At 61.1% G+C, this 26,415-nt stretch carries 25 protein-coding genes and 1 pseudogene; 19 read left to right on the top strand and 7 right to left on the bottom strand.

Going from position 1 to position 26,415, the window contains the following annotated elements; genetic code table 11:
• Positions 1–13 precede the first annotated feature (13 nt).
• From AC1ROB_RS06170 to AC1ROB_RS06200, 7 genes are read left to right on the top strand one after another with little or no spacing between them, the layout of a single operon-like run.
• Positions 14–1,585: an ABC transporter substrate-binding protein gene (locus AC1ROB_RS06170; protein WP_492972084.1), complete on the top strand. Its 1,572-nt coding sequence runs from the start codon at positions 14–16 to the stop codon at positions 1,583–1,585.
• Positions 1,586–1,598: 13 nt separating this feature from the next.
• Positions 1,599–2,693: an NADH:flavin oxidoreductase/NADH oxidase gene (locus AC1ROB_RS06175; protein ID WP_492972083.1), complete on the top strand. Its 1,095-nt coding sequence runs from the start codon at positions 1,599–1,601 to the stop codon at positions 2,691–2,693.
• Positions 2,694–2,714: 21 nt separating this feature from the next.
• Complete coding sequence (locus AC1ROB_RS06180) at positions 2,715–3,656, top strand: ABC transporter permease (RefSeq protein ID WP_492972082.1); 942 nt, start codon at positions 2,715–2,717, stop codon at positions 3,654–3,656.
• On the top strand, positions 3,653–4,543 hold the full coding sequence (locus tag AC1ROB_RS06185) for an ABC transporter permease (RefSeq protein ID WP_492972081.1): 891 nt from the start codon (positions 3,653–3,655) through the stop codon (positions 4,541–4,543). Before AC1ROB_RS06180 ends, AC1ROB_RS06185 begins: the two co-directional genes overlap by 4 nt.
• A gap of 8 nt (positions 4,544–4,551) precedes the next feature.
• Positions 4,552–5,565 (top strand): ABC transporter ATP-binding protein, encoded by a 1,014-nt coding sequence (locus AC1ROB_RS06190; protein WP_492972080.1) that lies wholly within the window; start codon positions 4,552–4,554, stop codon positions 5,563–5,565.
• A 5-nt stretch (positions 5,566–5,570) separates the two neighbouring features.
• Positions 5,571–6,542, top strand: a complete 972-nt coding sequence (locus AC1ROB_RS06195; protein WP_492972079.1) for an ABC transporter ATP-binding protein — start codon at positions 5,571–5,573, stop codon at positions 6,540–6,542.
• Between the two features lie 25 nt (positions 6,543–6,567).
• Entirely contained in the window at positions 6,568–7,149 is a 582-nt protein-coding gene (locus AC1ROB_RS06200) for a cupin domain-containing protein (RefSeq protein WP_492972078.1), read from the top strand.
• A gap of 16 nt (positions 7,150–7,165) precedes the next feature.
• Here the strand turns inward: AC1ROB_RS06200 and AC1ROB_RS06205 are convergent, their stop codons facing one another.
• A complete protein-coding gene (locus tag AC1ROB_RS06205) occupies positions 7,166–7,957 on the bottom strand; it encodes a TetR/AcrR family transcriptional regulator (RefSeq protein ID WP_492972077.1) in 792 nt (263 codons plus the stop codon).
• A gap of 202 nt (positions 7,958–8,159) precedes the next feature.
• Here AC1ROB_RS06205 and AC1ROB_RS06210 point away from each other — a divergent pair, with 202 nt between their 5' ends.
• Positions 8,160–9,944 carry an acetolactate synthase catalytic subunit gene (locus tag AC1ROB_RS06210; RefSeq protein ID WP_492972076.1) on the top strand — a complete coding sequence of 595 codons (1,785 nt, stop codon included), beginning with the start codon at positions 8,160–8,162 and terminating at the stop codon, positions 9,942–9,944.
• 111 nt (positions 9,945–10,055) lie between these two features.
• On the opposite strand, the gene dapA is transcribed toward AC1ROB_RS06210, so the two are convergent.
• Positions 10,056–10,982: a 4-hydroxy-tetrahydrodipicolinate synthase gene (dapA, locus tag AC1ROB_RS06215; protein ID WP_492972075.1), complete on the bottom strand. Its 927-nt coding sequence runs from the start codon at positions 10,980–10,982 to the stop codon at positions 10,056–10,058.
• Positions 10,983–10,987: 5 nt separating this feature from the next.
• On the bottom strand, positions 10,988–11,428 hold the full coding sequence (locus tag AC1ROB_RS06220; RefSeq protein WP_492972074.1) for a hypothetical protein: 441 nt from the start codon (positions 11,426–11,428) through the stop codon (positions 10,988–10,990).
• Between the two features lie 309 nt (positions 11,429–11,737).
• Between AC1ROB_RS06220 and kdpF the strand changes: the two genes are divergently transcribed.
• From kdpF to AC1ROB_RS06265, 9 genes are all read left to right on the top strand, one after another.
• Positions 11,738–11,827, top strand: coding sequence for a K(+)-transporting ATPase subunit F (kdpF, locus tag AC1ROB_RS06225; protein WP_492972073.1), 90 nt, complete (start codon positions 11,738–11,740; stop codon positions 11,825–11,827).
• 9 nt (positions 11,828–11,836) lie between these two features.
• Positions 11,837–13,534: a potassium-transporting ATPase subunit KdpA gene (gene kdpA / locus AC1ROB_RS06230; RefSeq protein WP_492972072.1), complete on the top strand. Its 1,698-nt coding sequence runs from the start codon at positions 11,837–11,839 to the stop codon at positions 13,532–13,534.
• Between the two features lie 12 nt (positions 13,535–13,546).
• Positions 13,547–15,580: a potassium-transporting ATPase subunit KdpB gene (gene kdpB, locus AC1ROB_RS06235; RefSeq protein WP_492972071.1), complete on the top strand. Its 2,034-nt coding sequence runs from the start codon at positions 13,547–13,549 to the stop codon at positions 15,578–15,580.
• An 11-nt stretch (positions 15,581–15,591) separates the two neighbouring features.
• Complete coding sequence (gene kdpC / locus AC1ROB_RS06240) at positions 15,592–16,170, top strand: potassium-transporting ATPase subunit KdpC (RefSeq protein ID WP_492972070.1); 579 nt, start codon at positions 15,592–15,594, stop codon at positions 16,168–16,170.
• Between the two features lie 7 nt (positions 16,171–16,177).
• On the top strand, positions 16,178–18,892 hold the full coding sequence (locus AC1ROB_RS06245) for an ATP-binding protein (RefSeq protein ID WP_492972069.1): 2,715 nt from the start codon (positions 16,178–16,180) through the stop codon (positions 18,890–18,892).
• Entirely contained in the window at positions 18,885–19,571 is a 687-nt protein-coding gene (locus tag AC1ROB_RS06250) for a response regulator (RefSeq protein WP_492972068.1), read from the top strand. Before AC1ROB_RS06245 ends, AC1ROB_RS06250 begins: the two co-directional genes overlap by 8 nt.
• A 334-nt stretch (positions 19,572–19,905) precedes the next feature.
• On the top strand, positions 19,906–21,189 hold the full coding sequence (locus tag AC1ROB_RS06255; RefSeq protein ID WP_492972067.1) for a tyrosine-type recombinase/integrase: 1,284 nt from the start codon (positions 19,906–19,908) through the stop codon (positions 21,187–21,189).
• Positions 21,190–21,463: 274 nt separating this feature from the next.
• Positions 21,464–21,688: a helix-turn-helix domain-containing protein gene (locus tag AC1ROB_RS06260; RefSeq protein WP_492972066.1), complete on the top strand. Its 225-nt coding sequence runs from the start codon at positions 21,464–21,466 to the stop codon at positions 21,686–21,688.
• A gap of 135 nt (positions 21,689–21,823) precedes the next feature.
• Complete coding sequence (locus AC1ROB_RS06265; RefSeq protein ID WP_492972065.1) at positions 21,824–22,492, top strand: hypothetical protein; 669 nt, start codon at positions 21,824–21,826, stop codon at positions 22,490–22,492.
• A gap of 281 nt (positions 22,493–22,773) precedes the next feature.
• Here the strand turns inward: AC1ROB_RS06265 and AC1ROB_RS06270 are convergent, their stop codons facing one another.
• Positions 22,774–23,280, bottom strand: a complete 507-nt coding sequence (locus tag AC1ROB_RS06270) for a hypothetical protein (RefSeq protein WP_492972064.1) — start codon at positions 23,278–23,280, stop codon at positions 22,774–22,776.
• A 189-nt stretch (positions 23,281–23,469) separates the two neighbouring features.
• Here AC1ROB_RS06270 and AC1ROB_RS06275 point away from each other — a divergent pair, with 189 nt between their 5' ends.
• Both AC1ROB_RS06275 and AC1ROB_RS06280 read left to right on the top strand, forming a co-directional pair.
• Positions 23,470–23,739, top strand: a complete 270-nt coding sequence (locus AC1ROB_RS06275; RefSeq protein ID WP_492972063.1) for a hypothetical protein — start codon at positions 23,470–23,472, stop codon at positions 23,737–23,739.
• 193 nt (positions 23,740–23,932) lie between these two features.
• Positions 23,933–24,274, top strand: coding sequence for a hypothetical protein (locus AC1ROB_RS06280; RefSeq protein WP_492972062.1), 342 nt, complete (start codon positions 23,933–23,935; stop codon positions 24,272–24,274).
• Between the two features lie 335 nt (positions 24,275–24,609).
• On the opposite strand, the pseudogene AC1ROB_RS06285 reads toward AC1ROB_RS06280, so the two are convergent.
• From AC1ROB_RS06285 to AC1ROB_RS06295, 3 genes and pseudogenes are all read right to left on the bottom strand, one after another.
• Positions 24,610–25,178, bottom strand: a pseudogene (locus AC1ROB_RS06285) (nucleotidyltransferase family protein).
• On the bottom strand, positions 25,175–25,852 hold the full coding sequence (locus tag AC1ROB_RS06290) for an RES family NAD+ phosphorylase (RefSeq protein ID WP_492972061.1): 678 nt from the start codon (positions 25,850–25,852) through the stop codon (positions 25,175–25,177). The pseudogene AC1ROB_RS06285 and the gene AC1ROB_RS06290 overlap by 4 nt, the downstream one beginning before the upstream one ends.
• Positions 25,849–26,283, bottom strand: a complete 435-nt coding sequence (locus AC1ROB_RS06295; RefSeq protein ID WP_492972060.1) for an antitoxin Xre/MbcA/ParS toxin-binding domain-containing protein — start codon at positions 26,281–26,283, stop codon at positions 25,849–25,851. Before AC1ROB_RS06295 ends, AC1ROB_RS06290 begins: the two co-directional genes overlap by 4 nt.
• Positions 26,284–26,415: the final 132 nt, after the last annotated feature.

Consider the following 26,415-nt stretch of genomic DNA (forward strand, 5'->3'; position numbering starts at 1 on the left):
ACAGGGGGATAACATGCTTCGCTATGCTGCTCTGGTTTCCGTCCTGCTTGCCACGGCCCTGCCGGCTGCCGCGCAGGCCCCGAAGGTTTTCCGCTACTCGCCGAGCAGCGACCTGAACAATCTCGACCCGCACACCACCCAGACCACCACCACCGGCCAGCTCGGCATGATGGTGTTCGACACGCTGTTCGCCTTCGATGAATCGCTGGTGCCGCATCCGCAGATGGTCGATACCTATTCGGTCTCGCCGGACGGACTGACCTATAGTTTCAAGCTGCGGCCCGGCCTGAAGTTCCATGACGGCCAGCCGGTGACCGGCGACGATGTGGTTGCTTCGATCAACCGCTGGATGACGCGCGATGTGCTGGGGCAGCAGATGAAGGCGGCCATGGCCGAGTTCCGCGCTGACGGCACGGACGGCTTCGTCATGCTGTTCAAGAAGCGTTTCCCGTTCGTCGAGGTGGCGCTGGCTTCCACCATGGCCAACCAGGCCGTCATCATGCGGCGGGCCGATGCCGAGACCGATGCCTTCAAGCCGTTGACCACGGCCATTGGCTCCGGCCCTTACCGCTTCCTGCGCGAGCAATGGCAGCCGGGCAACGGCGCTGTCTGGGAGCGCAATAAGGATTACGTGCCGCGCAAGGAAAAGCCCAATGGCATGTCGGGCGGCAAGGTCGCCAATTTCGACCGTATCGAGATGCGCTTCATCCCCGATGCCAATACCCGGGCGACGGCGCTCATCAATGGCGAGATTGACCTGATCGACCAGGTGCCGGCGGATGTCATGCCGATCTTGAAAAAGAACAGCAAGGTCGAGGTGCAGATCCTCAACAAGGCGGGCGCGCAGACCTTCATCAGGCCCAATCACCTGAATCCGCCCTTCAACAATCTGAAGGCGCGCCAGGCCCTGGCACTGCTGGTCAAGCAGTCGGATTACATGCTGGCTGGTTACGGCACGCCGGACCTGTGGCTGGAAAACTGCATGTCCTACTTCATCTGCAACAGCCCGAACGACACGACCGCCGGCTCGGACCTCTACAAGAAGCAGGATCTCGCGCAGGCAAAGAAACTTCTGGCCGAGTCCGGCTACAAGGGCGAGCCGATCGTGATCCTGGCCACCCGCGAACTGCCGGGGCAGGGCGCGCTGGCCGATGTGACGGCGGCGAACCTGCGCGAGATCGGCGCCAATGTCGATCTGCAGATCATGGATTTCGCCGGCATGCTGTCGCGGCGCAATCGCAAGGAACCGGCGGCCCAGGGCGGCTGGAACCTGTTCCATATCGCGGTCAGCGGTTCGATCATGTATTCGCCGCTGACCAATTTCGTCATCGACTCGCGCTGCGACCAGAAGAATTATGTCGGCTGGGCCTGCGACGAGGACGTCGAGCGTCTGCGCCGCGAATACGCGGACGCACCTGACGAGGCCGCCCGCAAGGTGAAGCTGGAAGCGCTGTCCCGGGCGCTTTGGGCCTCGCTGCCCATCATCCCGACCGGCCAGTACTTCACGCCATTTGCCTGGCGCAAGGAAATTACCGGCGTGCTGAAGGGACCGCAGCTGGTGTTCTGGAATATCGATCGCAAGTGACAGGGTCAGGGTTATGAAAAGCAAGTTGTTTGAACCGATCCAGCTGCGCGGATTGACGCTGCCCAACCGGATCGTGATTGCGCCGATGTGCGAGTTCATGGCCGAGAATGGCAGCGCCACCGACTGGCATACTATCCATCTCGGCCATCTGGCCCTGTCGGGTGCCGGCCTGCTGATCATTGAGGCGACCGGCGTCGAACCGCGCGGCCGCATCAGTAACCAGTGCCTGGGCATGTACAGCGATGAGAACGAGGCGGCGCTGGCCCGGGTGCTGAAGATCGTGCGGCAGTACAGCAAGATGCCGATCGGCCTGCAGCTGGGCCATGCCGGCCGCAAGGCGTCGCTGATGAACCCGGCCGATGGCCGCGGCCATCTCAGTCCCGAAAATGGCGGATGGGAAACCATTGCGCCCTCGGCGCTGCGCTTTGCCGACAACTGGCCGATGCCGCGGGCGATGGACCGCAAGGATATGGACGATGTGGTGGCCGCCTTCGTGCAGGCGACGCAGCGCTGCGCCCGCCTCGGGCTCGATCTGCTCGAAATCCATGGCGCCCATGGTTATCTGCTCAGCGGCTTCCTCTCGCCGATTGCCAATGCCCGCACCGACGAATATGGCGGCAGCTGGGAAAACCGCCTGCGCTTCCCGCTCGAGGTCTTCGACGCCGTGCGTGCGGCCTGGCCTAAAGAAAAGCCGCTCGGTGTGCGTTTCAACGGCACCGACTGGGATGAGCGTGGCCTGGGCGCCGACGATGCGGTGAATTATGCCAAGGCCCTGGCCGCTCATGGCTGCGACTATGTGGATGTCTCCAGCGGTGGCAACTGTCTGGCCAATATCCCCACCGGTCCCGGCTATCAGGTGCCGTTCGCCACGCAGGTCAAATCCGAAGTCGGCATCCCGACCATGGCGGTCGGCCTGATCCGTGCTCCCCAACATGCCGAGGCCATCGTGGCCGGTGGCCAGGCCGATATGGTGTCCATCGGTCGTGGCTTCCTCAACGATCCGCGTTGGGCCTGGCATGCCGCCGAGGAGCTGGGCGTGAGCATCGAGGTGCCGGTGCCCTATCGCCGCGGCGCCACCAAGGCCGACCTGCCGTCCTTCGGCCGTTAAGCGGAACGGGGCAGGCGCAGCATGTTCGGCTTCATTATCAAGCGTGTTCTCGGCACCCTGCCGGTGATGCTGGTGGTGGCGCTGTTCGTGTTTTCCCTGCTGTATCTCAGTCCCGGCGATCCGGCGACCATCATCGGCGGCGACAATGCCTCGCCCGAAGATATCGAACGCATCCGGCATCAGCTTGGCCTGGACCGGCCATTCCTGCTGCAGTTCGGCCAATGGGCCTGGGGCGTGCTGACCGGCGACTTGGGTGTCTCGGTCTTTTCCAACATGCCGGTCACTGAGCTGATCGCCCAGCGCATGGAGCCGACGCTGGCGCTGACGGTTCTGACCATGCTGATCACCGTGCTGCTGTCGGTGCCGCTGGGCATTCTGGCGGCATGGAAAGCCGGCACCTGGGTCGATCATCTGGTGATGTTTTTCGCCGTGCTGGGCTTCTCGCTGCCGGTCTTCGTGATTTCCTATTGCCTGGTCTTTGCCTTCTCGGTGTCGCTCGAATGGCTGCCGGTGCAGGGCTATACCAGCATCAGGGAGGGCTTCGGGCCGTTCATCGAAAAAATCATCCTGCCCAGCATCGCGCTGGCGCTGGTCTTCACGGCGCTGATCACGCGCATGACGCGGGCCGCGATGCTGGAAGTGCTGAACCAGGATTACATGCGCACCGGCAAGGCAAAAGGCCTGAGCAATCGCGAACTGCTATTCGGTCATGCGCTCAAGAATGCCTCCATTCCTATCGTCACCACCATTGGCCTTGGTTTTGCTCTGGTCATCACCGGCGTGGTGGTAACCGAAAGCGTCTTCGCTATTCCGGGTCTCGGGCGCCTCACCGTGGATGCCATCCTGCGGCGCGATTATCCGGTGATTCAGGGCGTGATCCTGGTCTTTTCCTGGTCCTATGTGCTGATCAATCTCGCGGTGGATATTTCCTACACCTTCCTCGATCCGAGGATTCGCTATTGAGTGCCGGTTCCACGCCCGCCGTCGCAACTGACGACGATACACCCGGCCGGCCGCATTTCCTGCGGCGCATGGCGCGGCATCATCCGCTGGCCCTGCTGGGCGGCATCCTGCTGCTGCTGCTGGCCCTGATGGCGATCTTCGCGCCGCTGCTGGTGCAGTATGATCCGCTGTCGGTCAGTCCGATCCGCCGGCTGCGTCCGCCGTCAGAGCGGTTCTGGTTCGGCACCGACATGCTGGGCCGGGATGTCTTCAGCCGGGTGATCTACGGGGCGCGGATATCGCTGATCGTCGGCTTCGGCGTGGCGCTGCTCTCGGTCGGCGGCGGTCTGGCTATCGGTCTTATTTCCGGCTTCAACCGGCGCGCCGATGCTGTCATCGGCCGCCTGATGGATGGCCTGATGGCCATTCCCGCCGTGCTGCTGGCCATTGCGGTCATGGCGTTGTCGCGCGCCAGCATCCAGGGCGTCATCCTGTCGATCACCATTGCCGAAATCCCGCGTGTTGCCCGTCTGGTGCGTGGTGTGGTGCTCAGCCTGCGCGAACAGCCCTTCATCGAGGCGGCGCGGGCCATCGGCACGCCGTTTCACAAGATCATCCTGCGCCATGTGCTGCCCAATACGATCGCGCCGCTGGTGATCCAGGCTACCTATGTCGCCGCCGCGGCGATCCTGACCGAGGCCACGCTGAGCTTTCTGGGGGCTGGTACGCCGCCGGAAATCCCCAGCTGGGGCAATATCCTGGCCGATGGTCGCAGCCTGTTCCAGGTGGCGCCGCATATCATCCTGTTCCCGGGCCTGTTCCTGTCGCTGACCGTGCTGGCCGTCAACCTGCTGGGCGACGGCCTGCGCGATGCGCTCGATCCGCGCTTCATTCGGCGCCGCACATGATGATGGACATGAAGAGTAATCCGGCGCCGATCCTTGAAGTCGAGAATCTGCAGATCGACTTCCAGACCGAGGATGGCGTCATCCATGCGGTCGACGGCGTGTCCTGGCAGTTGCACCAGGGCGAAACGCTCGGCATCGTCGGCGAGAGCGGTTGCGGCAAAAGCATCAGCACCCTGGCGATCCTGGGCCTGATCCCGATGCCGCCAGGCCGCATCGTCGATGGCAGCATCCGCTTCGACGGCGTCGATCTTCTGGCCTGCAGCGAGGCCGAGCTGCGCAAGGTGCGCGGCAACCGCATCTCGATGATCTTCCAGGAACCGATGACCTCGCTCAACCCGGTGCTGACCATCGGTCGGCAGGTCTCGGAAGCCATGGTGCTGCATCTGGGGCTCAGCCAGGCCGAGGCTTGGCAACGGGCCGAAACCATCCTCACCAAGGTGCGGATTCCGGAAGCCCGGCGCCGGCTGGATGAATACCCGCATCAGCTGTCGGGCGGCATGCGACAGCGCATCATGATCGCCATGGCGCTGTGCTGCAATCCGTCGGTACTGATCGCCGATGAACCGACCACCGCGCTGGATGTGACCATTCAGGCGCAGATCCTGCAGATCATGAAAGACCTGCAGGGCGAGTTCGGCACCGCCATCGTGCTGATCACCCACGATCTGGGCGTGGTGGCCGAAACTGCACGGCGCGTGGTCGTCATGTATGCCGGCCGCAAGGTGGAAGAGGCAGAGGTCACCGCGCTGTTTGACCGGCCGCTGCATCCCTATACGCAGGGTCTGCTCGCCGCCGTGCCCCGGCTGACCGACACGGATGACGAAGACCGGCGGCTGACGGAAATCCCCGGCCTGGTGCCATCGCTGCGCCGCAAGCCGGCAGGCTGCGGCTTCGCGCCGCGCTGCCGGCACGCCACCGGGCAATGTCACGTGCAGGTGCCGGCCTTCCAGATGGTCGAGGGCGGCCATGGCGTGGCCTGCTGGAACTGGGCTGCCATCCAGCAGATGGGGGCCGCCCAGTGAACGCCGTGGCAAAACATCCCCTGCTGGAGGTCCGCGACCTCAAGAAGCATTACCCGTTGGGCCAGGGTTTCTTCGCCCGTCGCAAGGGGCAGGTGCGGGCGGTGGATGGCATCAGCTTCACGCTTGGCCATGGCGAAACCCTGGGGTTGGTGGGCGAAAGCGGCTGCGGCAAGTCCACGGCCGGCAAGGCGATCCTGAAGCTGATCGAACCCTCGGCCGGCAGCATCCATGTCGAAGGCAGGGACATCACCGCGCTGGATACGGCAGCGATGCGGCCCTATCGCCGGACCATGCAGATCATCTATCAGGATCCCTATGCTTCCCTGAATCCGCGCATGTCGGCCGGCGCCATCGTCGCCGAGCCCTTCCTGAACTATGAGAATCTGTCGGCGGCTGAAATCCGCGAGCGCGTCGCCGCCCTGTTTGCCAAAGTCGGCCTGCGGCCCGAGCAGATGCGAAAATATCCGCATGAATTCTCCGGCGGCCAGCGCCAGCGCCTCGGCATCGCTCGTGCGCTTACGCTCGGTCCCAGCCTGATCGTCGGCGACGAACCGGTCTCAGCGCTTGATGTCTCGGTGCAGGCCCAGGTCATCAACCTGCTGAAAGACCTGCAGGAGGAATTCGGCCTGAGCTACCTGTTCATCGCCCATGACCTGGCGGTGGTGAAGCATATCAGCCACCGCATTGCCGTGATGTATCTCGGGCGGATCGTGGAACTGGCCGACCGTAAATCGCTGTTTGCCAATCCGCTGCATCCCTATACGCAGGCACTGCTGTCCGCTGTCCCGGTGCCCGATCCGCGCCACAGGCGCGAGAAGATCATCCTCACCGGCGATGTGCCCAGCCCGATCAATCCGCCGGGCGGCTGCCATTTCCATACGCGCTGTCCCCATGCCATGGCGCGCTGCCGCACCGAGGTGCCGGCGCAGACACAGCCGGCGCCCGGGCGCATCGTTGCCTGTCATTTGCATGGTTGAACCGGTATCGAGCAGGGTTGCCCCCATGGATATGAAACTGGATATCTTCGAGAATCTGCAGGATGACTTCGATGTCGGCGAGCGCCTGCGTTCGGTTCGGATCGGCTGCGGCCTGTCGCAGCGCGAACTGGCGCGCCGGGCCGGCGTCACCAATGGTGTGATCTCCCTGATCGAGCAGAACCGCGTCAGCCCTTCGGTCGCCTCCCTGCGCAAGATCCTGCAGGGCATCCCGATGCCGCTGGCGGAATTCTTCAGTCTGTCGGGACCGCCAAAGGAGCAGGTCTTCTATCGTTCGAACCAGCTCATCTCGCTGACCAAGGGGCGCATTGCCTTTCGCCAGGTCGGCAATGTGCGCGAGCGCAATCTGCAGATCCTGCATGAGAAATACGAGCCCGGCGCTGATACCGGGCGGGCCATGCTGCAGCATGATGCGGAAGAAGGTGGCGTCGTCATCAACGGAGCGATCGAACTCACCGTCGGCGACCAGTGCGAAATCCTGCGTGCCGGCGACGCCTATCTGTTCGACAGCCGCCGGCCCCATCGCTTCCGCAATGTCGGCGACGAGGTCTGCGAGATCGTCAGCGGCTGTACGCCACCATTTCTCTGATTGCAGTCCAGCGGTATCAGGCGCGGCCTGATCGGGCCTTGGTTTTCGCGGCTTTCGGCTTTTCCGGCTTCTTTTCGGCCAGCTTTGCGGTGCGGCGGGGACGTCTGTCCTTATTCAGCTTGTAGTCGCTCTGGTGTCGGGCGGCTTGGAAACCACCGACGATGAAGTCGATAATTTCATTCAGCGACTTTTCGCGATCTCTAGTCGTACAGCGTCCAGCAGAGATTTCCTCAAGCCGGCCGCTGTCCGCCGTATTGTAGATGTAGATCCCCATCATGAAATGCATGCGCCAGTATATGCCGTCGACATCCAGTCCCGGCAGGGTGCGCCGGAAGGCGTTGGCAAAGCGCATGGTGCTGGTGTTGAAGGCCTGCGGGCGGATCTTGGCGATCACTTCGCGCGGCTCGTCGTTGAAGCGGCTGTGCATCAGCATGAAGTGACGGCCGTTACTGGGAGATGCCATCATTTCCAGGGCCGGTGCGACAAAGGCATGGATGATGCGATGCAGTTGCACGGGCTTGCCGGCGGCTTCCTTCTCGGCGATATCCAGCAGTTCGATGCGGCGTGTCGCCAGCCGCACGCTGCCGCGCTTGAAGACCTCCTCGAACAGGTCGGTCTTGCCCTTGAAGTGATAGTGCAGCATGGCGATGTTGAGCTCGGCCGCGGCGGCAATCGCGCGGGTCGAGGTGGCGGCAAAGCTGGTTTCCGCAAACAGGCGTTCGGCGGCGTCCAGGATTCGTTCGCGACTGGCCGCACCACGCTGGCGTGTTGCGCGCGGAGCCTGTTTCGCCTTGATGTCTTTAGCCATGCGATTCCCTTTACCTGTCGCTTATTTAACCCGCATCGCCGCGCATTAGAAGGACTGTTTTCCGCATTTTGCCCAATAAAACAATTAACTTAGCCGTTATCGCCCCGCGGTTGACGATGCGCGGACCGGACGATATAGATAACCAATCGATTGATTAATAAAATCCGCCGCGCACCAAGCGCAGCCGGAATGGGAATGAAACATGAGACATGTCTCGCTGCAGGGACCGCGCACGCCCAAAGCTCTGTCCCGGAATCCCGATTTCATCGTCGCCGATGCGATTGCCGCCGCCTTCCGGCGCCATGGTATCGACACGGTGTTCGGCCAGAGCATTCCCTCTGCCCTGATGCTGGCCTGTGAAGACATCGGCATCCGCCAGGTGGTCTATCGCACCGAGAATGCCGGTGCGGCCATGGCCGATGGCTATGCCCGCATATCCGGCCGCATCGGCGTGGTAGCGGCACAGAACGGCCCGGCGGCCACCCTGCTGGTGCCGGGCCTGGCCGAGGCGTTGAAGTCATCCATCCCGTTGCTGGCGATCGTGCAGGATGTGGCGCGTTCGGGCGTCGACCGCAATGCTTTCCAGGAACTCGATCATGTCGCGCTGTTCGGCGGCTGCGCCAAGTGGATCCGGCGGCTGACCGACCCGGCGCGCATCGACGATTATATCGACATGGCGATCACCGCAGCCACCAGCGGCCGCCCCGGGCCGGTCGTTCTGCTGCTGCCCATGGATTTCCTGGCCGAGCGCATGGAAGCATTGCCGCAGCGCCAGTCCGTGCTGGGGCACTACCCGCTGGATCGCCTGCAGCCTGAACATCGGCTGATCGAGGAAGCGGCAAGCCTGCTGGCCCGGGCGCAGTATCCGCTGGTGGTCTCGGGCGGTGGCGTGCATCTGTCGCAGGCCCATGACGCGCTGGCGGCCCTGCAGGACCAGGCGGCGCTGCCGGTTGGCACCACGGTGATGGGCAAGGGTGGCGTCGACGAAACCCATGCGCTGTCGCTGGGCGTGATCGGCAATATCATGGGCCGCCGCAGTGCTTCGCGGTATTGCAAGCCGGTGATCGACCGGGCCGATGTCGTGCTGCTGGTCGGCACCCGCACGGCGCAGAATGGCACGGAATCCTGGCGTCTGTTCTCCAAGGATGTGCGCTTCATCCATATCGATATCGATGGCGGCGAGATCGGCCGCAATTATGAAAGCCTGCGCCTGGCCGGCGATGCCCGGCTGACGCTCACGGCGCTGACCGCGGCCCTGCGCAGACAGGACTTGAGCAGGCGGCAGCAGCAGCGGCCGGTTCTGGAGGCTGAAATCGCCAGGGCCAGGCTGCAGCACCAGGATGAAGCTCGGGATGTCGTTGAAAGCGATGGTTCGCCGCTGCGGCCCGAGCGCGTCATGGCCGAGGTGGCCAGGGTGCTGAGCGCGGATATGATCGCGGTGGCCGATGCCAGCTACTCCTCGGTCTGGCTCGCCAATTACCTGCGGGCGCTGAAGCCCGGCATGCGGTTCCTGACGCCGCGCGGCCTGGCCGGACTCGGCTGGGGACTGCCGCTGGCCATGGGTGCGCGTTGTGCTCGTCCGGATGCAACCGTGCTGTGCTTTGCCGGCGATGGCGGCTTCGGTCATGTCTGGTCCGAGCTGGAGACGGCCGTGCGCGAGCAGATCAAGGTGGTCGTTACCATCTTCAACAACCAGATTCTCGGTTTCCAGAAGGATGGCGAGGACGAGCGCCATGGCCGCCACACCGATGCCATCTATTTCTCGGCCGTCGATCATGCCGCCGTGGCGCGCGCTGCCGGCTGCACCGGCATCCGGGTGAGCACGGCTGCGGAGTATGCCGCCGCCCTGCAGCAGGCTTTGTCCAGTCCGGGGCCGACGCTGATCGATGTGGTGACCGACCCGGAGGCCTATCCGCCGCTAACGGTCTTCGACGTCCAGATCGATAAGATCCGGCAGTCGCGCCGGGCGCTGGCGCAGCAGGGCTGATTGCGCGTTGTCGTAAGCTTGGGAGGCTCACGCAACCGGCATTCCCAGGATATGCATCGCGGCCCGATCCCCCTGCCTCCCGCCAGCCCCACCGCCATCAGCATGACCCGGTTACGCCGCCCGATGGCTCCCGCGGACCGCAGATTCCTCCTGCGCCCAGACCGGCTCGAGCGCCATGGCCAGCGGAGCATCGGCTGCCAGGCTGAGCGGTGTCAGTGGCAGGCGAAGCGTGTCGGCACATAGACCGAGGCGGGACAGGGCGCGCTTCACCGGGATCGGATTGCTTTCCAGCGACAGGGCCTGCACCAGCGGCAGCAGCCGCCCATTCAGCCGAATCGCCGCAGCCATATCGTCGGCTTCGAACCGCTCATGCATCTGGGCACAGAGGCCGGGAGCGATATTGGCGAGGACCGATATGCAGCCATGGCCACCGGCAACCCGATAGTGAAGCGCCGTGGCATCGTCGCCGGAGAATTGCAGGAAGTCGGTTCCGGTCAGGTGCCGCAGCCGCGCCGGGCGGCCGAGATCGGCGGTGGCATCCTTGATGCCGATGACGCGGGCGAGTTCCGACAGGCGACCGATGGTCTCGTCGGAGAATGCGCAGGCCGTCCGGGTCGGAACGTCGTAGAGCAGGATCGGCAGGCGCACGGTATCGTGGATCGCCTTGATATGGCGGAACAGGCCCTCCTGCGTGGGCCGCACATAGGATGGCGCGCTGCAGAGCAATATGTCGGCGCCATGGCGTTCCGACTGACGGGCGAGGAAGACGGCCCGCTCGGTCGAGGGCGATCCGATGCCGGCAATGACCGGTACGCGGCGACGGGCAGCGACAACGGCTGCTTCAACCAGCCCGGCGTGTTCTTCGTCGACCAGCATGGCCGCCTCTCCCGTGCTGCCGCCGGCAACGATGGCGGTTGTGCCGCGCTCGATCTGGCGGGCCACAAGCCGGGAAAAGCAGTCCATGTCGATGGTGCTGCCACGATAGGGTGTCACGAGGGCGACAATCGAGCCGCGAAGCTCTGGTTTATGACGAGGCATGGTGCTCACCCATGGGCCAGCAGAACGATCCGCGTGCCCACGCTGTGCGTGCTGTCGACATGCAGGCCGAGGCGCTTCAGATAGCGGACCAGGCGCTCCATGCCCTTGCGGGCGACCAGCATCGTTGCGTCGATGGCGATCCGACCGGTCTTGCCGGCGCGTCGCAGGGCCATCTTGATGGCGCTGTCGCATTCCTCCGGTTCGGCAATACCGGTAATCCAGACCAGATCGGCATGCTCGGCCGAAGGTGATGCAACACCAACACGCAGTTCCGCGGCGCTACGGCAGCCCCGATTCAGGAAAGCAATGAACAGCGGCAAGGTGCCGCGTCCGATCACGACGACACCGTCGGTGTCACGGGTTGGCGTTATGGCCACAAGGTCACGGACGGTATGGGCATCGTGGGGAACCGTAAACTGACGAAGCCGCCTGGGCATGGTCGACACGGATGGTCTCCTTGGCTGTTTCCGATGCCGAAGACTTGGGTATTTGCGCTAAGGCGGCCATGTGGCTTTCGCTTCAAGGGCATAAGGAATGCATAAGGACCGGATAAGGACCGCTCTACAGGCGTCTTTATGCTTTCTTTATGCAACCCTGCGGCATCCCACATGGCGGCTTAATGCGGGAGCGGCCTAGATCAGGGGTCTCATTGGAGCGCCCCATGCCTGATCTCATCTTCATCGCCCTCGGTGCCGGCCTCTTTGCCGGCTTCATTGCCTACACGCTGCTCTGCGAGCGGCTTTAGGAGCCACCCCATGACATTCGATTTCATCTTGGGCGGCAGCATCGCGCTGCTGCTCGCGATCTATCTGCTTTACGCCCTGCTGCGGGCAGAAAAGTTCTAAAGGCTGGCCATGACCCAGAACGATTACGTCCAACTCGGCGTCTTCCTCGCCATCATCCTGGCGGCCACGCCCGTCCTCGGCCTTTATATGGTCCGTCTGTTCAATGGCGAGATCGGCTGGCTGCGGCCCGTCGAACGGCCATTCTATGCTCTGGCCGGTGTCGATCCGCAGCGTGAGCAGCACTGGTCGGTCTATGCCATCGCCATGCTGATCTTCAATCTGGCGGGGTTCCTGCTGCTGTTCGGTATCCTGCGCCTGCAGGATCTGCTGCCGCTCAATCCGCAAGGATTGCCGGGCCTGTCGCCTGACCTGGCCTTCAACACCGCGGTCAGCTTTGTCACCAATACCAACTGGCAGTCCTATGGTGGCGAAAGCACCATGAGCTATTTCAGCCAGATGGTCGGCCTGACGGTGCAGAACTTCATCTCGGCTGCCACCGGCATCGCCATCGCCCTGGTGGTGATCCGCGCGTTTGCCCGCAAGTCCGCCAAAACCGTCGGCAATTTCTGGACCGACATGACGCGCGCGACGCTCGGCCTGCTGCTGCCCGGCGCCATCATCGCGGCCGTCTTCCTGATTTGGCAGGGCATGCCGCAGAATTTCGACGCCTATACCACCGCCACCACGGTGGAAGGTGCCGAGCAGATGATCGCCCAGGGGCCGGTGGCCTCGCAGGTGGCGATCAAGATGCTCGGCACCAATGGCGGCGGTTTCTTCAACGCCAATGCGGCGCATCCCTTCGAGAATCCGACAGCGCTCAGCAACTTCGTGCAGATGCTGCTGATCTTCGTCATCGGCGCGGCGCTGACCAATGTCTTCGGCCGCATGGTGAAGGACCAGCGGCAGGGCTGGGCCATCCTCGCCACCATGCTGCTGCTGTTCGTGGCCGGCGTTCTGGTCACGGCCTATGTCGAGGCCGGGGCCAACCCGCTGCTCACCGCGCTGGGCGTCGATCCGGCCATGGGCAATATGGAGGGCAAGGAAGTCCGCTTCGGCAGCTTCAGTTCCGCGCTGTTCGCAGTCATCACCACGGCCGCTTCCTGCGGCGCGGTGAACGCCATGCATTCCAGCTTCCTGCCGCTGGGCGGCATGATCCCGATGATCAACATCATGCTGGGCGAGATCATCGTCGGCGGTGTCGGCGCCGGCTTCTATGGCATCGCGCTGTTCATCGTGGCCACGCTGTTCATTGCCGGCCTGATGGTCGGCCGCAGCCCGGAATATCTGGGCAAGAAGATCGAAGCCCGCGAGGCCAAGCTGGCAGTGCTGGCCATCCTGATCTCGCCGATGGCCATTCTGGTCGGCACGGCGATTGCGCTGGTCAGCGACGCCGGCCTGGCTGGCCTGCTGTCGTCGGGTCCGCATGGCCTGAGCGAAGTGCTTTATGCCTTCACGTCTGCGGCCGGCAACAACGGCAGCGCCTTCGCCGGCCTGACCGCCAATTCGGTCTTCTACAACACCGCGTTGGGCCTGGTCATGCTGCTCGGCCGCTTCGCCATGATCGTGCCGGTCATGGCTCTGGCCGGTGGCCTTGCGGCTAAAAAGGCGGCTCCGGTTTCGGCGGGCAGCTTCCCGACCCATGGCCCGATGTTCGTCCTGCTGCTTGCCGGCACCATCCTGATCGTCGGCGGCCTCACCTTCTTCCCGGCGCTGGCGCTGGGGCCGATCGTCGAGCATCTGCTGCTCGTCGCCGGCCAGACGTTTTAAGGAGCTAGAGTCATGACCAAACGTTCTGCTGTCGCGCAGCCGATCTTCGATCCGTCACTGGTGGGCGAAGCTGTCCGTCAGTCTTTCGTCAAGCTCGATCCGCGCATTCTGTGGCGCAACCCGGTGATGTTCGTGACTGCCACGGTGGCGGCCGTCTCGACCGTCATTTTCATCCGCGACATCTTCACCGGCGGCGAAATCGTCCTGCTGGGGCAGATTTCGGCCTGGCTGTGGTTCACCGTGCTGTTCGCCAATTTCGCCGAAGCCCTGGCCGAAGGCCGTGGCAAGGCGCAGGCGGAATCCCTACGGCGCGGCAAGACCGAGGCCACGGCCAAGCTGCTGGATGCCCCCGGGCGGATCAAGGTGGTATCGGCCACCACGCTACGGGTCGGCGATGTGGTGCTGGTCGAGACCGGCGATCCGATCCCCGGCGACGGCGATGTCATCGAGGGCATCGCCTCGGTGGATGAATCGGCGATCACCGGCGAATCCGCGCCCGTCATTCGCGAATCCGGCGGCGATCGTTCGGGTGTCACCGGCGGCACCCGGGTGCTGTCGGACTGGATCAAGGTGCGGATCACCGTCAATCCGGGCGAAAGCTTCCTCGACCGCATGATCGGCCTGGTGGAAGGCGCGAAGCGGCAGAAGACGCCGAACGAGATCGCGCTCACCGTGCTGCTGGTCGGCATGACACTGATCTTCCTGGTCACCACCGGCAGCCTGGAAGCCTTGGCGATCTATTCCGGCATGCCGGTGCCGGTGGTCTACCTGATCGCGCTGCTGGTGACGCTGATTCCCACCACCATTGGCGGTCTGCTGTCGGCCATCGGCATCGCCGGCATGGACCGGCTGATCCGCCACAACGTGATCGCCAAGTCGGGCCGCGCCGTGGAGGCCGCGGGCGATGTCGATACCCTGCTGCTCGACAAGACGGGCACCATCACCCATGGCAACCGCATGGCCTCGGCCTTCATCGCGCTCGCCGGCGTGTCGGAGCATGAACTGGCCGAAGCCGCCATGCTGGCCTCGGTGGCCGACGAGACGCCGGAAGGCAAGTCGATCGTGGCGCTGGCGGTAGAGAAATACGGGCTGGGCCATGAGGCCGAGCGCGCCAAGGCGGGCAGCTTCATTCCTTTCAGCGCCCAGACCCGCATGAGCGGCCTCGACCTCAAGGGCCGCGAGATCCGCAAGGGTGCCTTCGATGCCGTGCTGCGCTATGTGGCGGCACCAGTCTCGGCCGAACTGACGGGCGCGGTGGAACGGATCGCCAAGTCGGGCGGCACGCCGCTGGTGGTGGCGCAGGATCGCCGCATCCTCGGCGTTATCCACCTGAAGGACATTGTGAAGACCGGCATCCGCGAGCGCTTCGCCGAACTGCGCCGCATGGGCATCCGCACGGTGATGGTGACCGGCGACAACCCGCTGACCGCCGCCGCCATCGCGGCGGAAGCCGGGGTCGACGATTTCATCGCCGAAGCGACGCCGGAAAAGAAGCTGGAGCTGATCCGCAAGGAACAGGCCGAAGGCAAGCTGGTCGCCATGTGCGGCGACGGCACCAACGACGCCCCGGCGCTGGCCCAGGCGGATGTCGGCCTGGCCATGAATATCGGTACGGCGGCGGCGCGCGAGGCCGGCAACATGGTCGATCTCGACAGCAACCCGACCAAGCTGATCGAAGTCGTCATGATCGGCAAGCAGCTGCTCATGAGCCGCGGTTCGCTGACCACCTTCAGCCTGGCCAACGATGTGGCGAAATACTTCGCCATCATCCCGGCGCTGTTCGTCGCCACCTATCCGCAGCTCGGGGCGCTGAATGTGATGCAGCTGAGCTCGCCGCAGAGCGCCATCCTCTCGGCGGTGATCTTCAATGCGCTGATCATCATCGCCCTGATCCCGCTGGCCCTGAAGGGCGTGCGCTACAGGCCGCTGCCGGCCGTCACCCTGCTGCGGCGCAATCTGGTGATCTACGGCCTCGGCGGCGTCGTGCTGCCCTTCTTCGGCATCAAGGCCATCGACATGGCCGTGGCTGCCCTCGGTCTTGTGTAAGGAGAACCGTCATGCTCAGTCACATTCGTCCCGCCCTGGTTCTGTTGGCTTTCTTCACGCTGGTCACCGGCCTGCTCTATCCGCTGGCGATCACCGGTATCGGCCAGGGCCTGTTTCCGCGCCAGGCTGGCGGCAGTCTGATCGAACAGGATGGCAAGGTGGTCGGTTCGGCGCTGATCGCGCAGGCCTTCACGGCGCCGCAGTATTTCCAGCCGCGTCCGTCGGGTGCCGGCAAGGATGGCTTCGACGCGACCTCGTCCAGCGGCTCCAATCTCGCGCCGACCGCCAAGGCGCTGGTGGAGCGTGTGGCTGGCGACGTGGAGACGTATAAGGGCCGGGACGGTTCCGCGCAGGTGCCGGTGGATGCCGTCACCACCTCGGGCAGCGGGCTGGACCCGCATATCTCGCCGGCCAATGCGGCCCGGCAGATCCTGCGCGTGGCGGAGGCGCGCGGCATGAGCGTGGCCGAGGTGAAGGCGCTGGTGGACGCCCATACCGAGCAGCCCTGGCTGGGATTCCTTGGTCAGCCCGGTGTGAACGTGCTGACGCTGAACCTGGCCTTGGATAAGATCAGGCCAGTGACCAAATAGAGGCCTGATGGCCGATCAGCGATCCGATCCCGAGACCAGACCATCCCCGGAAGCCCTGCTTCAGGCGGCCGTGCAGGAAAAGCGCGGCCGTCTGAACGTGTTTCTCGGCGCGGCGCCCGGCGTGGGCAAGACCTATGCCATGCTGGAGGCGGCCCATATCCGCCGGCGCGAAGGCGTGGATGTCGTCATCGGCGTGGTGGAAACCCATGGCCGGCCGGAGACTGCGCAGCTGCTGCAGGGACTGGAACAGGTGCCCCTGCGCCATGTCGACTATCGCGACCGGGCCTTCAGCGAACTCGATCTCGATGCGGTTCTGCAGCGCCGCCCGCAGCTGGTGCTGGTCGACGAACTGGCGCACAGCAATGTGCCCGGCAGCCGGCATGAGAAGCGCTATCAGGACATCGAGGAAATCCGCGATGCCGGGATTGACGTCTATACAGCGCTGAATATCCAGCATCTGGACAGCCTGAACGACGTGGTGGCGCAGATCACCCGCGTGAAGGTGCGCGAGACGGTGCCAGACAGCGTTCTGGCGCAGGCCGACAGCATCGAGGTCGTCGATCTTGCACCCGAGGACCTGATCCGGCGCCTGAAAGAAGGCAAGGTCTATGTGCCGGAACAGGCCGCCCGCGCCGTGCATCACTTCTTCGCGCCGGGCAACCTGACGGCCCTGCGTGAACTGGCGCTCCGCAAGGCAGCCGACCAGGTCGACGGCCAGATGCTGTCCTATATGCAGTCCCATGCGATATCCGGCCCCTGGCCGACGCGGGACAGGATCATGGCCTGCATCAGCCCGAGTCCGCTGATGCCGCGGCTGGTGCGCACCGCGCGCCGCATCGCCGAGCGCCGGCGCGCCCCGTGGATCGCGCTCTATATCGAGACGCCGGCGCATGATCGCCTGTCGGATGCCGAGAAGACTCAGATCAACCGGGCGCTGACCCTGGCCGAGGAATTCGGCGCCGAGGTCGTCACGGTCGCCAGCAGCAATGTGCCGGCCGAGATCATCCGGCAGGCGCGCCAGCGCAATGTCACCGAGATCGTGGTCGCCCGCAGTCATCGCAGCCGGCTGATCAACCGTCTGCGCGGCACGCTGACCGACCGTCTGGTCGAACTGGGGGATGGCATCAATATCCATGTCATTACCGGATCGCCCGACGCCGAATCGTGGTTTGGCGTGATGCGGTCTCGCCTTGCCAGCATGAGCCTGGATGGCCTGGTGCCGGCAGCATTGATCTCGCTGGCGGCGACCGGGCTGGTGAAACTGGCCGAGCCGTGGCTGCCGGCTTCCAGTATTCCTTTGCTGATCCTGGTGGCCGTACTGCTCTGTTCGCTCCGGTATGGCTCTGCGGCAGCGGTGCTGAGTTCGGTGCTGACGGTGCTGGGTTACAACTTCCTGTTCCTGCCGCCGCTCTATACCTTCACCATCGCCAATGCGGAGAATATCTACACCTTCTTCGTTTTCCTCGCCGTGGCGCTGATCACCAGCAACCTGACGGCGCGGATCAGGGCGCAGGCCGAAGCCGCGCGTATTCGTGAGGCTCGCACGGCTTCGCTGTATGACTTCAGCCGCATGGTGACAGGTGCCGCAGCGGAGGACGACATCCTCTGGGCCGTCGTCCATCATGTGGCCGCACTGGCCAAGGCGCAGTCGCTGGTGCTGATGCCGGAGAACGGCCGGCTCGCCGTGCGCGCTGCCTATCCGCCGGAAGACCAGATCGACGACAAGGCCAGGGCCGCCGCCGACTGGGCCTGGGAGAAGGGCGAGCCGGCCGGGCGCGGCACCGGCACCTTGCCATCCTCGGACTGGCTGTTTCTGCCGTTGCGAACGGCCGAGCGCAAGCTCGGCGCGCTGGGCATCCGCTTCCCCGAGGATCGCGCGGCGCTGGGCCCGGACGAGCGGCGCCTGCTGGATGCCCTGGCCGGACAGGCCGCACTGGCCATCGAACGCAGCCTGCTCAACCGCGATGTCGAGGAGGCCCGCGTCTCGGCGGAAACCGAGAAGCTGCGCTCGGCGCTGCTCTCTTCGATCAGCCATGACCTGCGCACGCCGCTGGCGTCCATCATCGGTGGCGTCTCCAGCCTGATGAATTTCGACAGCCGGCTGGATGAGCGCGGCCGCAGCGAACTGCTGCAGACCGTGCGCGACGAGGCCGAGCGGCTGAACCGCTTCGTCGGCAACCTGCTCGACATGACGAAGATCGAGGCCGGCGCCATGCAGCCCAAGCTCGACTGGGTCGATCCGGAAGAACTGGTCGCCACGGCGGTGAAACGCGCGGCGCCGCTGACCCAGGGGCATGACATCCGCATCGATGTGGCGCCGGACATGCCGTTGCTGCGGGTGGACTACATCCTGATCGAGCAGGTGCTGATCAACCTGCTCGACAATGCGGCGAAATACTCGGCCAAAGGAAGCCCGGTCGATGTGTGCCTGTCGCTGCAGCGCGACCGCCTTATGCTGACGGTCACCGATTCCGGCTCCGGTATTCCGGCGGCCGAGCTTGAACAGGTCTTCGATATGTTTTATCGCGTCAAGGCCGGCGACCGGCAGGTGGCGGGCACCGGGCTGGGCCTGTCGATCTGTCGCAGCATCCTGAAGGCCCATGGCGGCGACATCCGGGCCGAGAGTCCGGTGGCCGATGGCAAGGGGACGCGTATGATCGTGACGCTGCCGCTGGAAGAACAGCCGGCATTGCCGAATGAAGAGAAGGCCTCCCATGGCTGACGGCGCGAAGATTCTGGTGATCGACGACGAACCGCAGATCAGGCGCTATCTGCGGGTCAGCCTCGAGGCGCATGACTTCCGTATCCTCGAAGCCGCCAGCGGGCAGGAGGGGCTGCGTCTGGCGGCCCTGGAAAAACCTGACCTGGTCGTGCTTGATCTCGGCCTGCCGGATATGGACGGCCAGGCGGTCATCGCCCGCATGCGCGAATGGACGACGGTGCCGATTGTGGTGCTGTCGGTGCGGGCGGATGAAGTCGACAAGATCGCGTCGCTGGATGCCGGGGCTGACGATTATGTCACCAAGCCGTTTGGCACCGGCGAACTGCTGGCCCGCATCCGGGCGGCGCTGCGCCACACGGTTGGCGCCAGTGCAGGGATCGCGGTTTTCACAACGGGCGAGTTGAAGGTCGATCTGGAGAAGCGGCAGGTGAGCCTGGGAGGCGAGCCGGTGAAGCTCTCACCCAAGGAATACGACCTGCTGAAACTGCTGGTGCAGCATGCCGGCAAGGTACTGACCCACCAGTTCATCCTGCGCCAGGTCTGGGGCCCGGCCCATGAAAGCGACGTGCAGTATCTGCGGGTCTTCGCCCGGCAGCTGCGCCAGAAGATCGAAGCCGACCCAACCCAGCCCGTGTTGCTGCTGACAGAGCCCGGGGTTGGTTACCGGCTCATGGCGTGAGTTGCCGATCGCCTTTTGCGTGACCGCCGGTCATGGCTGGAAGCAAGAGCAATTTTCCTGAAGCGTCTCCACTTGTCCCGCAAGGCAGGCTTGAGTGCCGGGTTTTTTTAAGGGAACTGGCTTCGCTGTCGTAAGCTCTGTCAGCTTATCGATCTGCCAAGTCCTGGAGCGGGTGAGGGGAATCGAACCCCCGTCGTAAGCTTGGGAAAGTGGGAATTCAGTCCAGGATCATCTAAGTACATATATAAATCAATAACTTAATAATTTATCATCTAGTACAATATGGGTACATCTAGTATGGTTTTGCCGTATTTTTGCCGTACGGAGAAGCCAGATGGGTCGCCAAGTTCAGGGGCGAATTGATAGTCGCGAAGCCCGTAAGAAGCTCGCGGTCCGTAGAGAGCCACATTGGCTAAAAATCATCGGGGGCTGTCATCTCGGATACCGCAAACTAAGTGCCAGCAGTGGCTCTTGGATTGCGCGGTATCGCGATAAGACTAAGTTTCGGCACTTGCTGGCCCTTGGCGCTGCAGATGATGCCGTAGACGCAGATGGTATTGTCTCGTTGAACTTTGCGCAGGCCCAAGAGAAAGCCCGTGCATGGTTTCAATCCAAAGAAAATGGTGGTTCAGAGCTCAGCTCCAGCCGCTTAACAGTAGGGGATGCGCTTGAACGCTATCTCGAGTTCATTCGAGCCCATCGGAAGTCCTTTGAGCACCTAAAAACCTATGCCGACGCCTACATTCTACCTCGTTTGGGTAGGGTGCGGATTATCGACTTAACGACAACAATGGTGCGGCGATGGCATGAAGGTATCGCTAAAGAGCCCCCTCGCTTGCGCAAGAAGAAAATCGGTCCCCAACGGTATCGCGAGGAGGATGACGACGTCGCTGAGGCACGGCGCAAGCGTCAGTTACGGGCAAACCGCCATCTCACGACCTTAAAGGCGGCCCTAAACCTGTCCTGGCGAGACGGCCTTGTGACTCATCGTGATGCTTGGGAGCGTGTTCAGCCATTCAAGGGGGTAGAGCGTCAGCGCACTCGGTATCTCACGGCTGAGCAGGCCCAAGATTTGTTGGCGGTTAGTAAACCGGCTCTACGCAATCTCATTAAAGCTGCATTGCTCACGGGGGCACGCTATGGCGAGCTCTGCAATCTCAATGTCGAGGATTTCTCGTCTCTATCTGAGTGCATCCACATTCGAGATAGCAAGAGTGGAAAGTCTCGTCACATTTTCCTGAATAGGGCTGGTATTTCATTTTTCGCCAGTCTCCTTGGTGAGCGACCAGGCAATACACCCATGCTATGCATGGATAATGGTGAGCGGTGGCGGCGAGACATGTATTTTCGCCCCTTCAAGGCAGCGATCAAGGCTGCGAGTATAGATCCGGAGTTCACATTTCATGAACTGCGGCATACTTGGGCGAGTCTCACTATAATGAATGGTGCGCCCTTAATTGTCGTGGCGCAGAATCTTGGGCACCGCGACACGCGCATGGTTGAGCGCCACTACGGGCATCTGAACAACAGTTACATGCGTGATATTATCGCCACTGCAGCGCCAAGCTTTGGTTTTGATGAAGAGGTGAAGAAAATCACGCACGTTGCTGCACGTTGAACGAACTCTTTGTGACGCCTAGTGGAAGAACGAGTTCGATGGTGACTTTTGTGACCATGTTTTTCGATTCTTGATTCTGGAATCGCGAATCAAGTTGTTGACTTTTAAGAAAATTTTGCGTCGACCTCTCTTGTGCTCAATGGCGCAATTTGCCAAAATTCTTTGGCGAAGGCGGGGGGTGTCTTTCGCTGGGTGAAGCCCACCTAAAACGCAACATCAAGACTGCAACGTCTTTACAACTTGCGCCAAGTCAAGCGCGAGAATGGAGGTCTGTATGCCTATCCCGCATCAGGATGATGCGCAGTGTGAAAGTAAAGCTCAGGTTTCTTGGCGCGAGAAACTCGCTGTCTCGGTAGAGGAGGCCGCTGAAATTACGAGTTTGAGTCGCGCGTTTTTGTACTTAGAGATGCGGGCCGGCCGCATCCCTTACATCCACCGAGGTAAGCGACGGCTTATTTTGGTGGACAAATTAGTCAAGTATTTAACGGATGAGCACTGAGCAGCTCAGTATATAGCTGCAACTTGTAACAATTGATCACGAGTAACACGGCGCAAGCCGTGAACGGTGGCGCACGACTGCACCAATCCGAAGGTACAGTCGTGCGCCATTCACTCTAAACAGAGGGCAAAAAGGATGAAGGAAGACAACAGTATCAAGGTGTCTCTTGCTTCGATCGACGTAATCGAAAAGAAGAACCTCAGGGACTTGGCCTACAAGTTGAGTGATGACTTTGATTATGAAGAAATGGCCAGGAAGCTTCAAACTCGACTGAAGCGCCGATCTGAACGAGAGCGTAAAAGCCAGAAGTCACTATACATCGCCTTTGGTATGGCCCTGGGGATGGTCCTTGCAGTCCATCGTGACCACCAATTGGAGGTCAAGCTTCATGATGCGTGCAAGAAAAAGCAGCTGAACTTCCACAAGAGTGCGCCGATAGCTGGACGAGTTGCGAGGCTGTTCTTGGCTGAAGAGCCGGCTAAGGCCTCCATATACACGAGAGCCTTGAGGGGGGCGATTATTGCAGGTTATGGACCGAAGACTTTAACGAAGAAGCTTCTCTCGGGAGATGAGAGTTTAGTCGGCTTATCTAAGCGTCTGTATCAAATGCGGCTCCCAGATAACAAAATCGTCTACAAGCTTTCTGGGGCGGCGCAGAGGCGGTTTGACAAGGTGTCTGGCCGGCGAAGGATGCTGGGGGTTGTTAAAGTTGATAGTCGTCGGAGAGTCATCGAAATCGTCAAACTGACGGCAGTTCCACAGGCAGCGCTCGATGCTTTTGAGGCAGGGCGAAAGGTGAAATAGGTGATTTGAGCCTTTGGTGTAAGGGTGTCGTAAGACACCCTTTCATCGCTGCCTTCGCAGCTGCATGTTTTTCTTTTTTATGAAAATCAAATGTTTAAGAATCAAATACATGAATTTCCAATTGATCATCAAATCAGTCGATTTTTATAATACTTACCCAATGCAGTGCGTACTGCTGCAAATGCGTTCGGCAGATTAGTCTACGAGGCAAATTAATCTGATGTCCCGGACGCCATTTCACTCGAATTCTGAGAACGTACTAAATTAGTATCGGTCGTAGCCTATCTGGACGGCCAAAACATTCTTGACGTTATAAGACGGTCTTCAAATTCATGTTGGCGAAAAGTCTTGGTCATGTAGCGCGAGACTTTATCTTTATTTACTGTCCCGCGAATAAAGCGAACATGGACATCCCCGCTCGGCACAATAGACCTCCAGCCTGCATTTAACGCTGCCGAAACTTCATCTGTTTGATCCTCTGCGCAATTAGAAAGTTTACGTGGCAAGCGTATGAGGCTGTGGCAATGCCAGTACGTACTCAGTTCTAAAACCCCAATTAATTCACACCGCATGCGACATTGGCTGCGATAACGATTGCCTAGTATAGAGCGGTCTATATTAGCTAAGACCTGACCAATATTCTGAGTGATGCCGTTCTGAGTGGTGTCGCGATTGGTGTTGAAGGTGACCCACCAGTTAAGGTCGGCCTCGACCATCCATTGAATAAACGCGTCGCGGGCTTTGCATTTCAGGCGATGTTTCAGAATCTCGTATTCATAGTCTTTCATAGCGCCTCCTGAACTTGGCCATGTGGCCATACCTGTTGTTTACAGGTTTCAGAAACGGCGCTTTTTAGCTCCCGCGGATCGACAAGGGGAAAAATCTATTGGCCAGTTGCTGGCGAATGAGGCGCTAATTTAAACCTGTAAATGAGCAGTGCCGCGCTGTTGCGGTATCTTTAATCAGGTGCTCAAAAAATGATGAATGTCACAGTCGCAAAGCTAAAGAAGAAAGCCATATGGTTGGCTCATCATGAAAAACAGCTAAAGAAGGCAGTGTTAAGAGGTGGTGTTTTAGAAGGAAGTCCAATCAGCTGGCAGCAATTATCTTGGCGTACGACTCAATTGGTTTGTGATGTCGGCAAGAGTAACGTCGCGCTAATGTTCGACGAGTGGATACGCGAAGTACGTAAAGGTAGCTTTGGCGAGTTTTGTGGCGAGGACATGAGCGACCTATCGACAGATTAGCGACGAAACGTTGCATCATGAGATAAGGCGAGCCTGGTTCAGATGAAGCCAGGCTCGCCTTTTTTTGCGGCTCAAGAAACTACAATTATCAGCGCCATGCAGCGAATGATGAGCGCCTAAAAATCGACCCTAATGCAAACTTGTAAATTAGCTATGCCGCAATGTTGCGGTGAAAAAATAAGGTGCTAAATCAATGTTAAAGGTCAAGGAACCTACATTGCAATTTGAACAAGGTGATCAACGGGAAAAGCCGAAGATCAGCAAAAGGCAGTGGAAGTACAGGGAAAAGCTTTTAGAGCATTACAAGAAGACAATGAGGCAGGCCATCTATTTGCCCCAGATTTTGATGATCGGGGAGCACAGTTGGTCTGAACTGGCTTCAGATACCGCGCAAATGGTCGCTGATATCGGTACGGAAGATACGGCTAAAATGTTCGAGGAGTGGGTTCGCTTGATACGAGAGGGACGATTTGGCGAATTCGATGGCCTTCAAATGTCCAGTCTGTCTGAGTTGGATAAGAGTTTAACTGATTAGCTAGGTGGAGCGGGTCTGGTTCGCATGATGCCTGACCCGCTCTTACTTCGCGGATATACCGTCGCTGACCAAAACCGAATTGGTTGCGAACTATGATAAAAGTATAACGTGAAAATCGTTGTAATTTCTAATGGTCGAATTCAGCTTGCGTTTACCGATATGTTGGCAATTCAGGCGGGGCACCTCTTGAGATTGGCCACGTGCAACCCGAGCCATTTATGACGGCCATGATTGCGAGTTTTTCCAGCGATCTAGCGGCATTGATACGGCAGCTGGAACGCTTATTGGCGGATAGCCCGGGGCGGATCTGATTGCGGCCGATTGCACCGATAATCTTAATGGCCTGTAAGCTGCATCTTTAGGTTCGGCCACCGCTCAAGCCATCGCTTATTGTGCATACGCTCGGCAATGACCGATTGGCGCTCTTTGAATGCGGGCGTGGGACGGACAACCATGTCGAAGAGATCGTTCAGCCCGAAGGGGGCTAGGCCCTCAATACCGTCTTTGCCTAGGCGAACACCCACGGCTGTTGCCGTCTCAGGGCAATGTTGAATCGCGTTGGATGTCGAGGTGTACGGCTTGTCGTCATTGACCTTATGCATACGGCCTTGGTTTTTGACGGACCATAGAACTGTCGGAGCTCGGTGACGTAATTGGGCCTCAAAAAGCTGGTCCGCATCTTCCGTGCCGGTTCTGGCCCAAACCATACGACATCAACGTCGCCAGCTGGCGGCTGTGGCCTCAGCCCATGGCCGTGGTTCCAGACCAAGCTGCGTATGAAGCCAGCGCCGACCCAACAGTCGGGCAGGGCAAGATATGAGACGTGGCGCAAGATGCGCATACGTTCGTCATCGGCCTGCAAGAGGGTCTGCAGGGTTTCAACATGATTGGCAGTGGTACTCATAGTTGGGTCATGGAGGGGTTAGGCGAGCCTGCCCAGAAAAGTCGCCAGACAGCACCTTGACGGACGTCTTGGACCAGATGGGGGTGGAAGGCGACAAGGCAGGTGCCTTTGGCATGTCGCACAGAAGGATAGAGCAGCCCGTTGCCCCCTTGGGCGACAATGGTGCTGGCCAAGGCCTGGCCGGCTGGGTAGCCCACGGCGGGGTCAGGATCAAGGCAGGGCTGACCTTCAGTGTGGCGCAGGTCTTGGAAGGGCCCAATGAACCCCGCAAACAGCTCGGTGTAGTCGGTCTGGTTCTCGAAGCGACCGATATTGGTGAGCTCGCGGGTCAGGTGGAAGGCCACCTCAGCGAGAGAAGTCTCGACCTCGAAGGCGCAATACCAAGCACCACGCCGCTCTGAGTTGAACCGGTTGCCGCCTGGCCGGGTATGGGCGAATGAGGCATTGATAAAGGTGCGATAGGGGCGGCTGAAGATGAGGTCTTCGCGCCTGAGCTCAGGCATCCCAGAGGTTTCAGCAATCAGCCGCTCGTTGGTGACGCTTTCGAGTTCAGCTAGGTCGCTCAAGTCGCCATGGGTCGAGACCAGGGCCGAGAGCGCAGGCGACTTGAGGCGGCCGCTGGGGACTAGGCGGACGGTATTGGGTTCGGCGACATTGGTAACCGGTAAGCTCAAAGCCCGCCTCGCAAGGCATCGACATGCTGGCGCACCCGTATCATCGCTGGGATGCCACCCCGTAGCATCAGATCAAGCGGGCTCTGGCCGCCAAAGACAGATCCCTGATTGGGCAGGCGTACCCAGTCATCGGCGAGTGGCTCAGAAAACAGCAAACGCAAGCCCTTAAAAATGCCCACCAGGAGGCTGATGCGCATCAAGACGTCTTGGGGTAGCGGCTCGGTGCTCGCGCCCTTCTTCAGGCGAAACCAGCTGCGCGCCGAGACATCGCCAAGTAGGGCCGAAGCCTCGGTAGCCCCGAGCTTCCAAATATCAGCCAATGCCACCATGCCGCGGACAGCGGCCGGCGTCAGGCGTAGGCGCTCACCAGCATCCGCCAGGTTTGGGATGCTACTGTGTAGGTCGGTCGGCGTTTGAGGTGTCGGGCGCATGGCTGCCTCCTGACACTAAAAATAGTGCCATTTGGCATTTTATTAAAGGCCGCTACTCTAGGTACTTATGCCGTAGAACTGGCAAAAATAGGTAATAAAACCTAGAAACCGGGCTGGGTGTGTCGGTGGCAT

Source organism: Ferrovibrio sp. GW821-FHT12F09 (assembly GCF_058806775.1).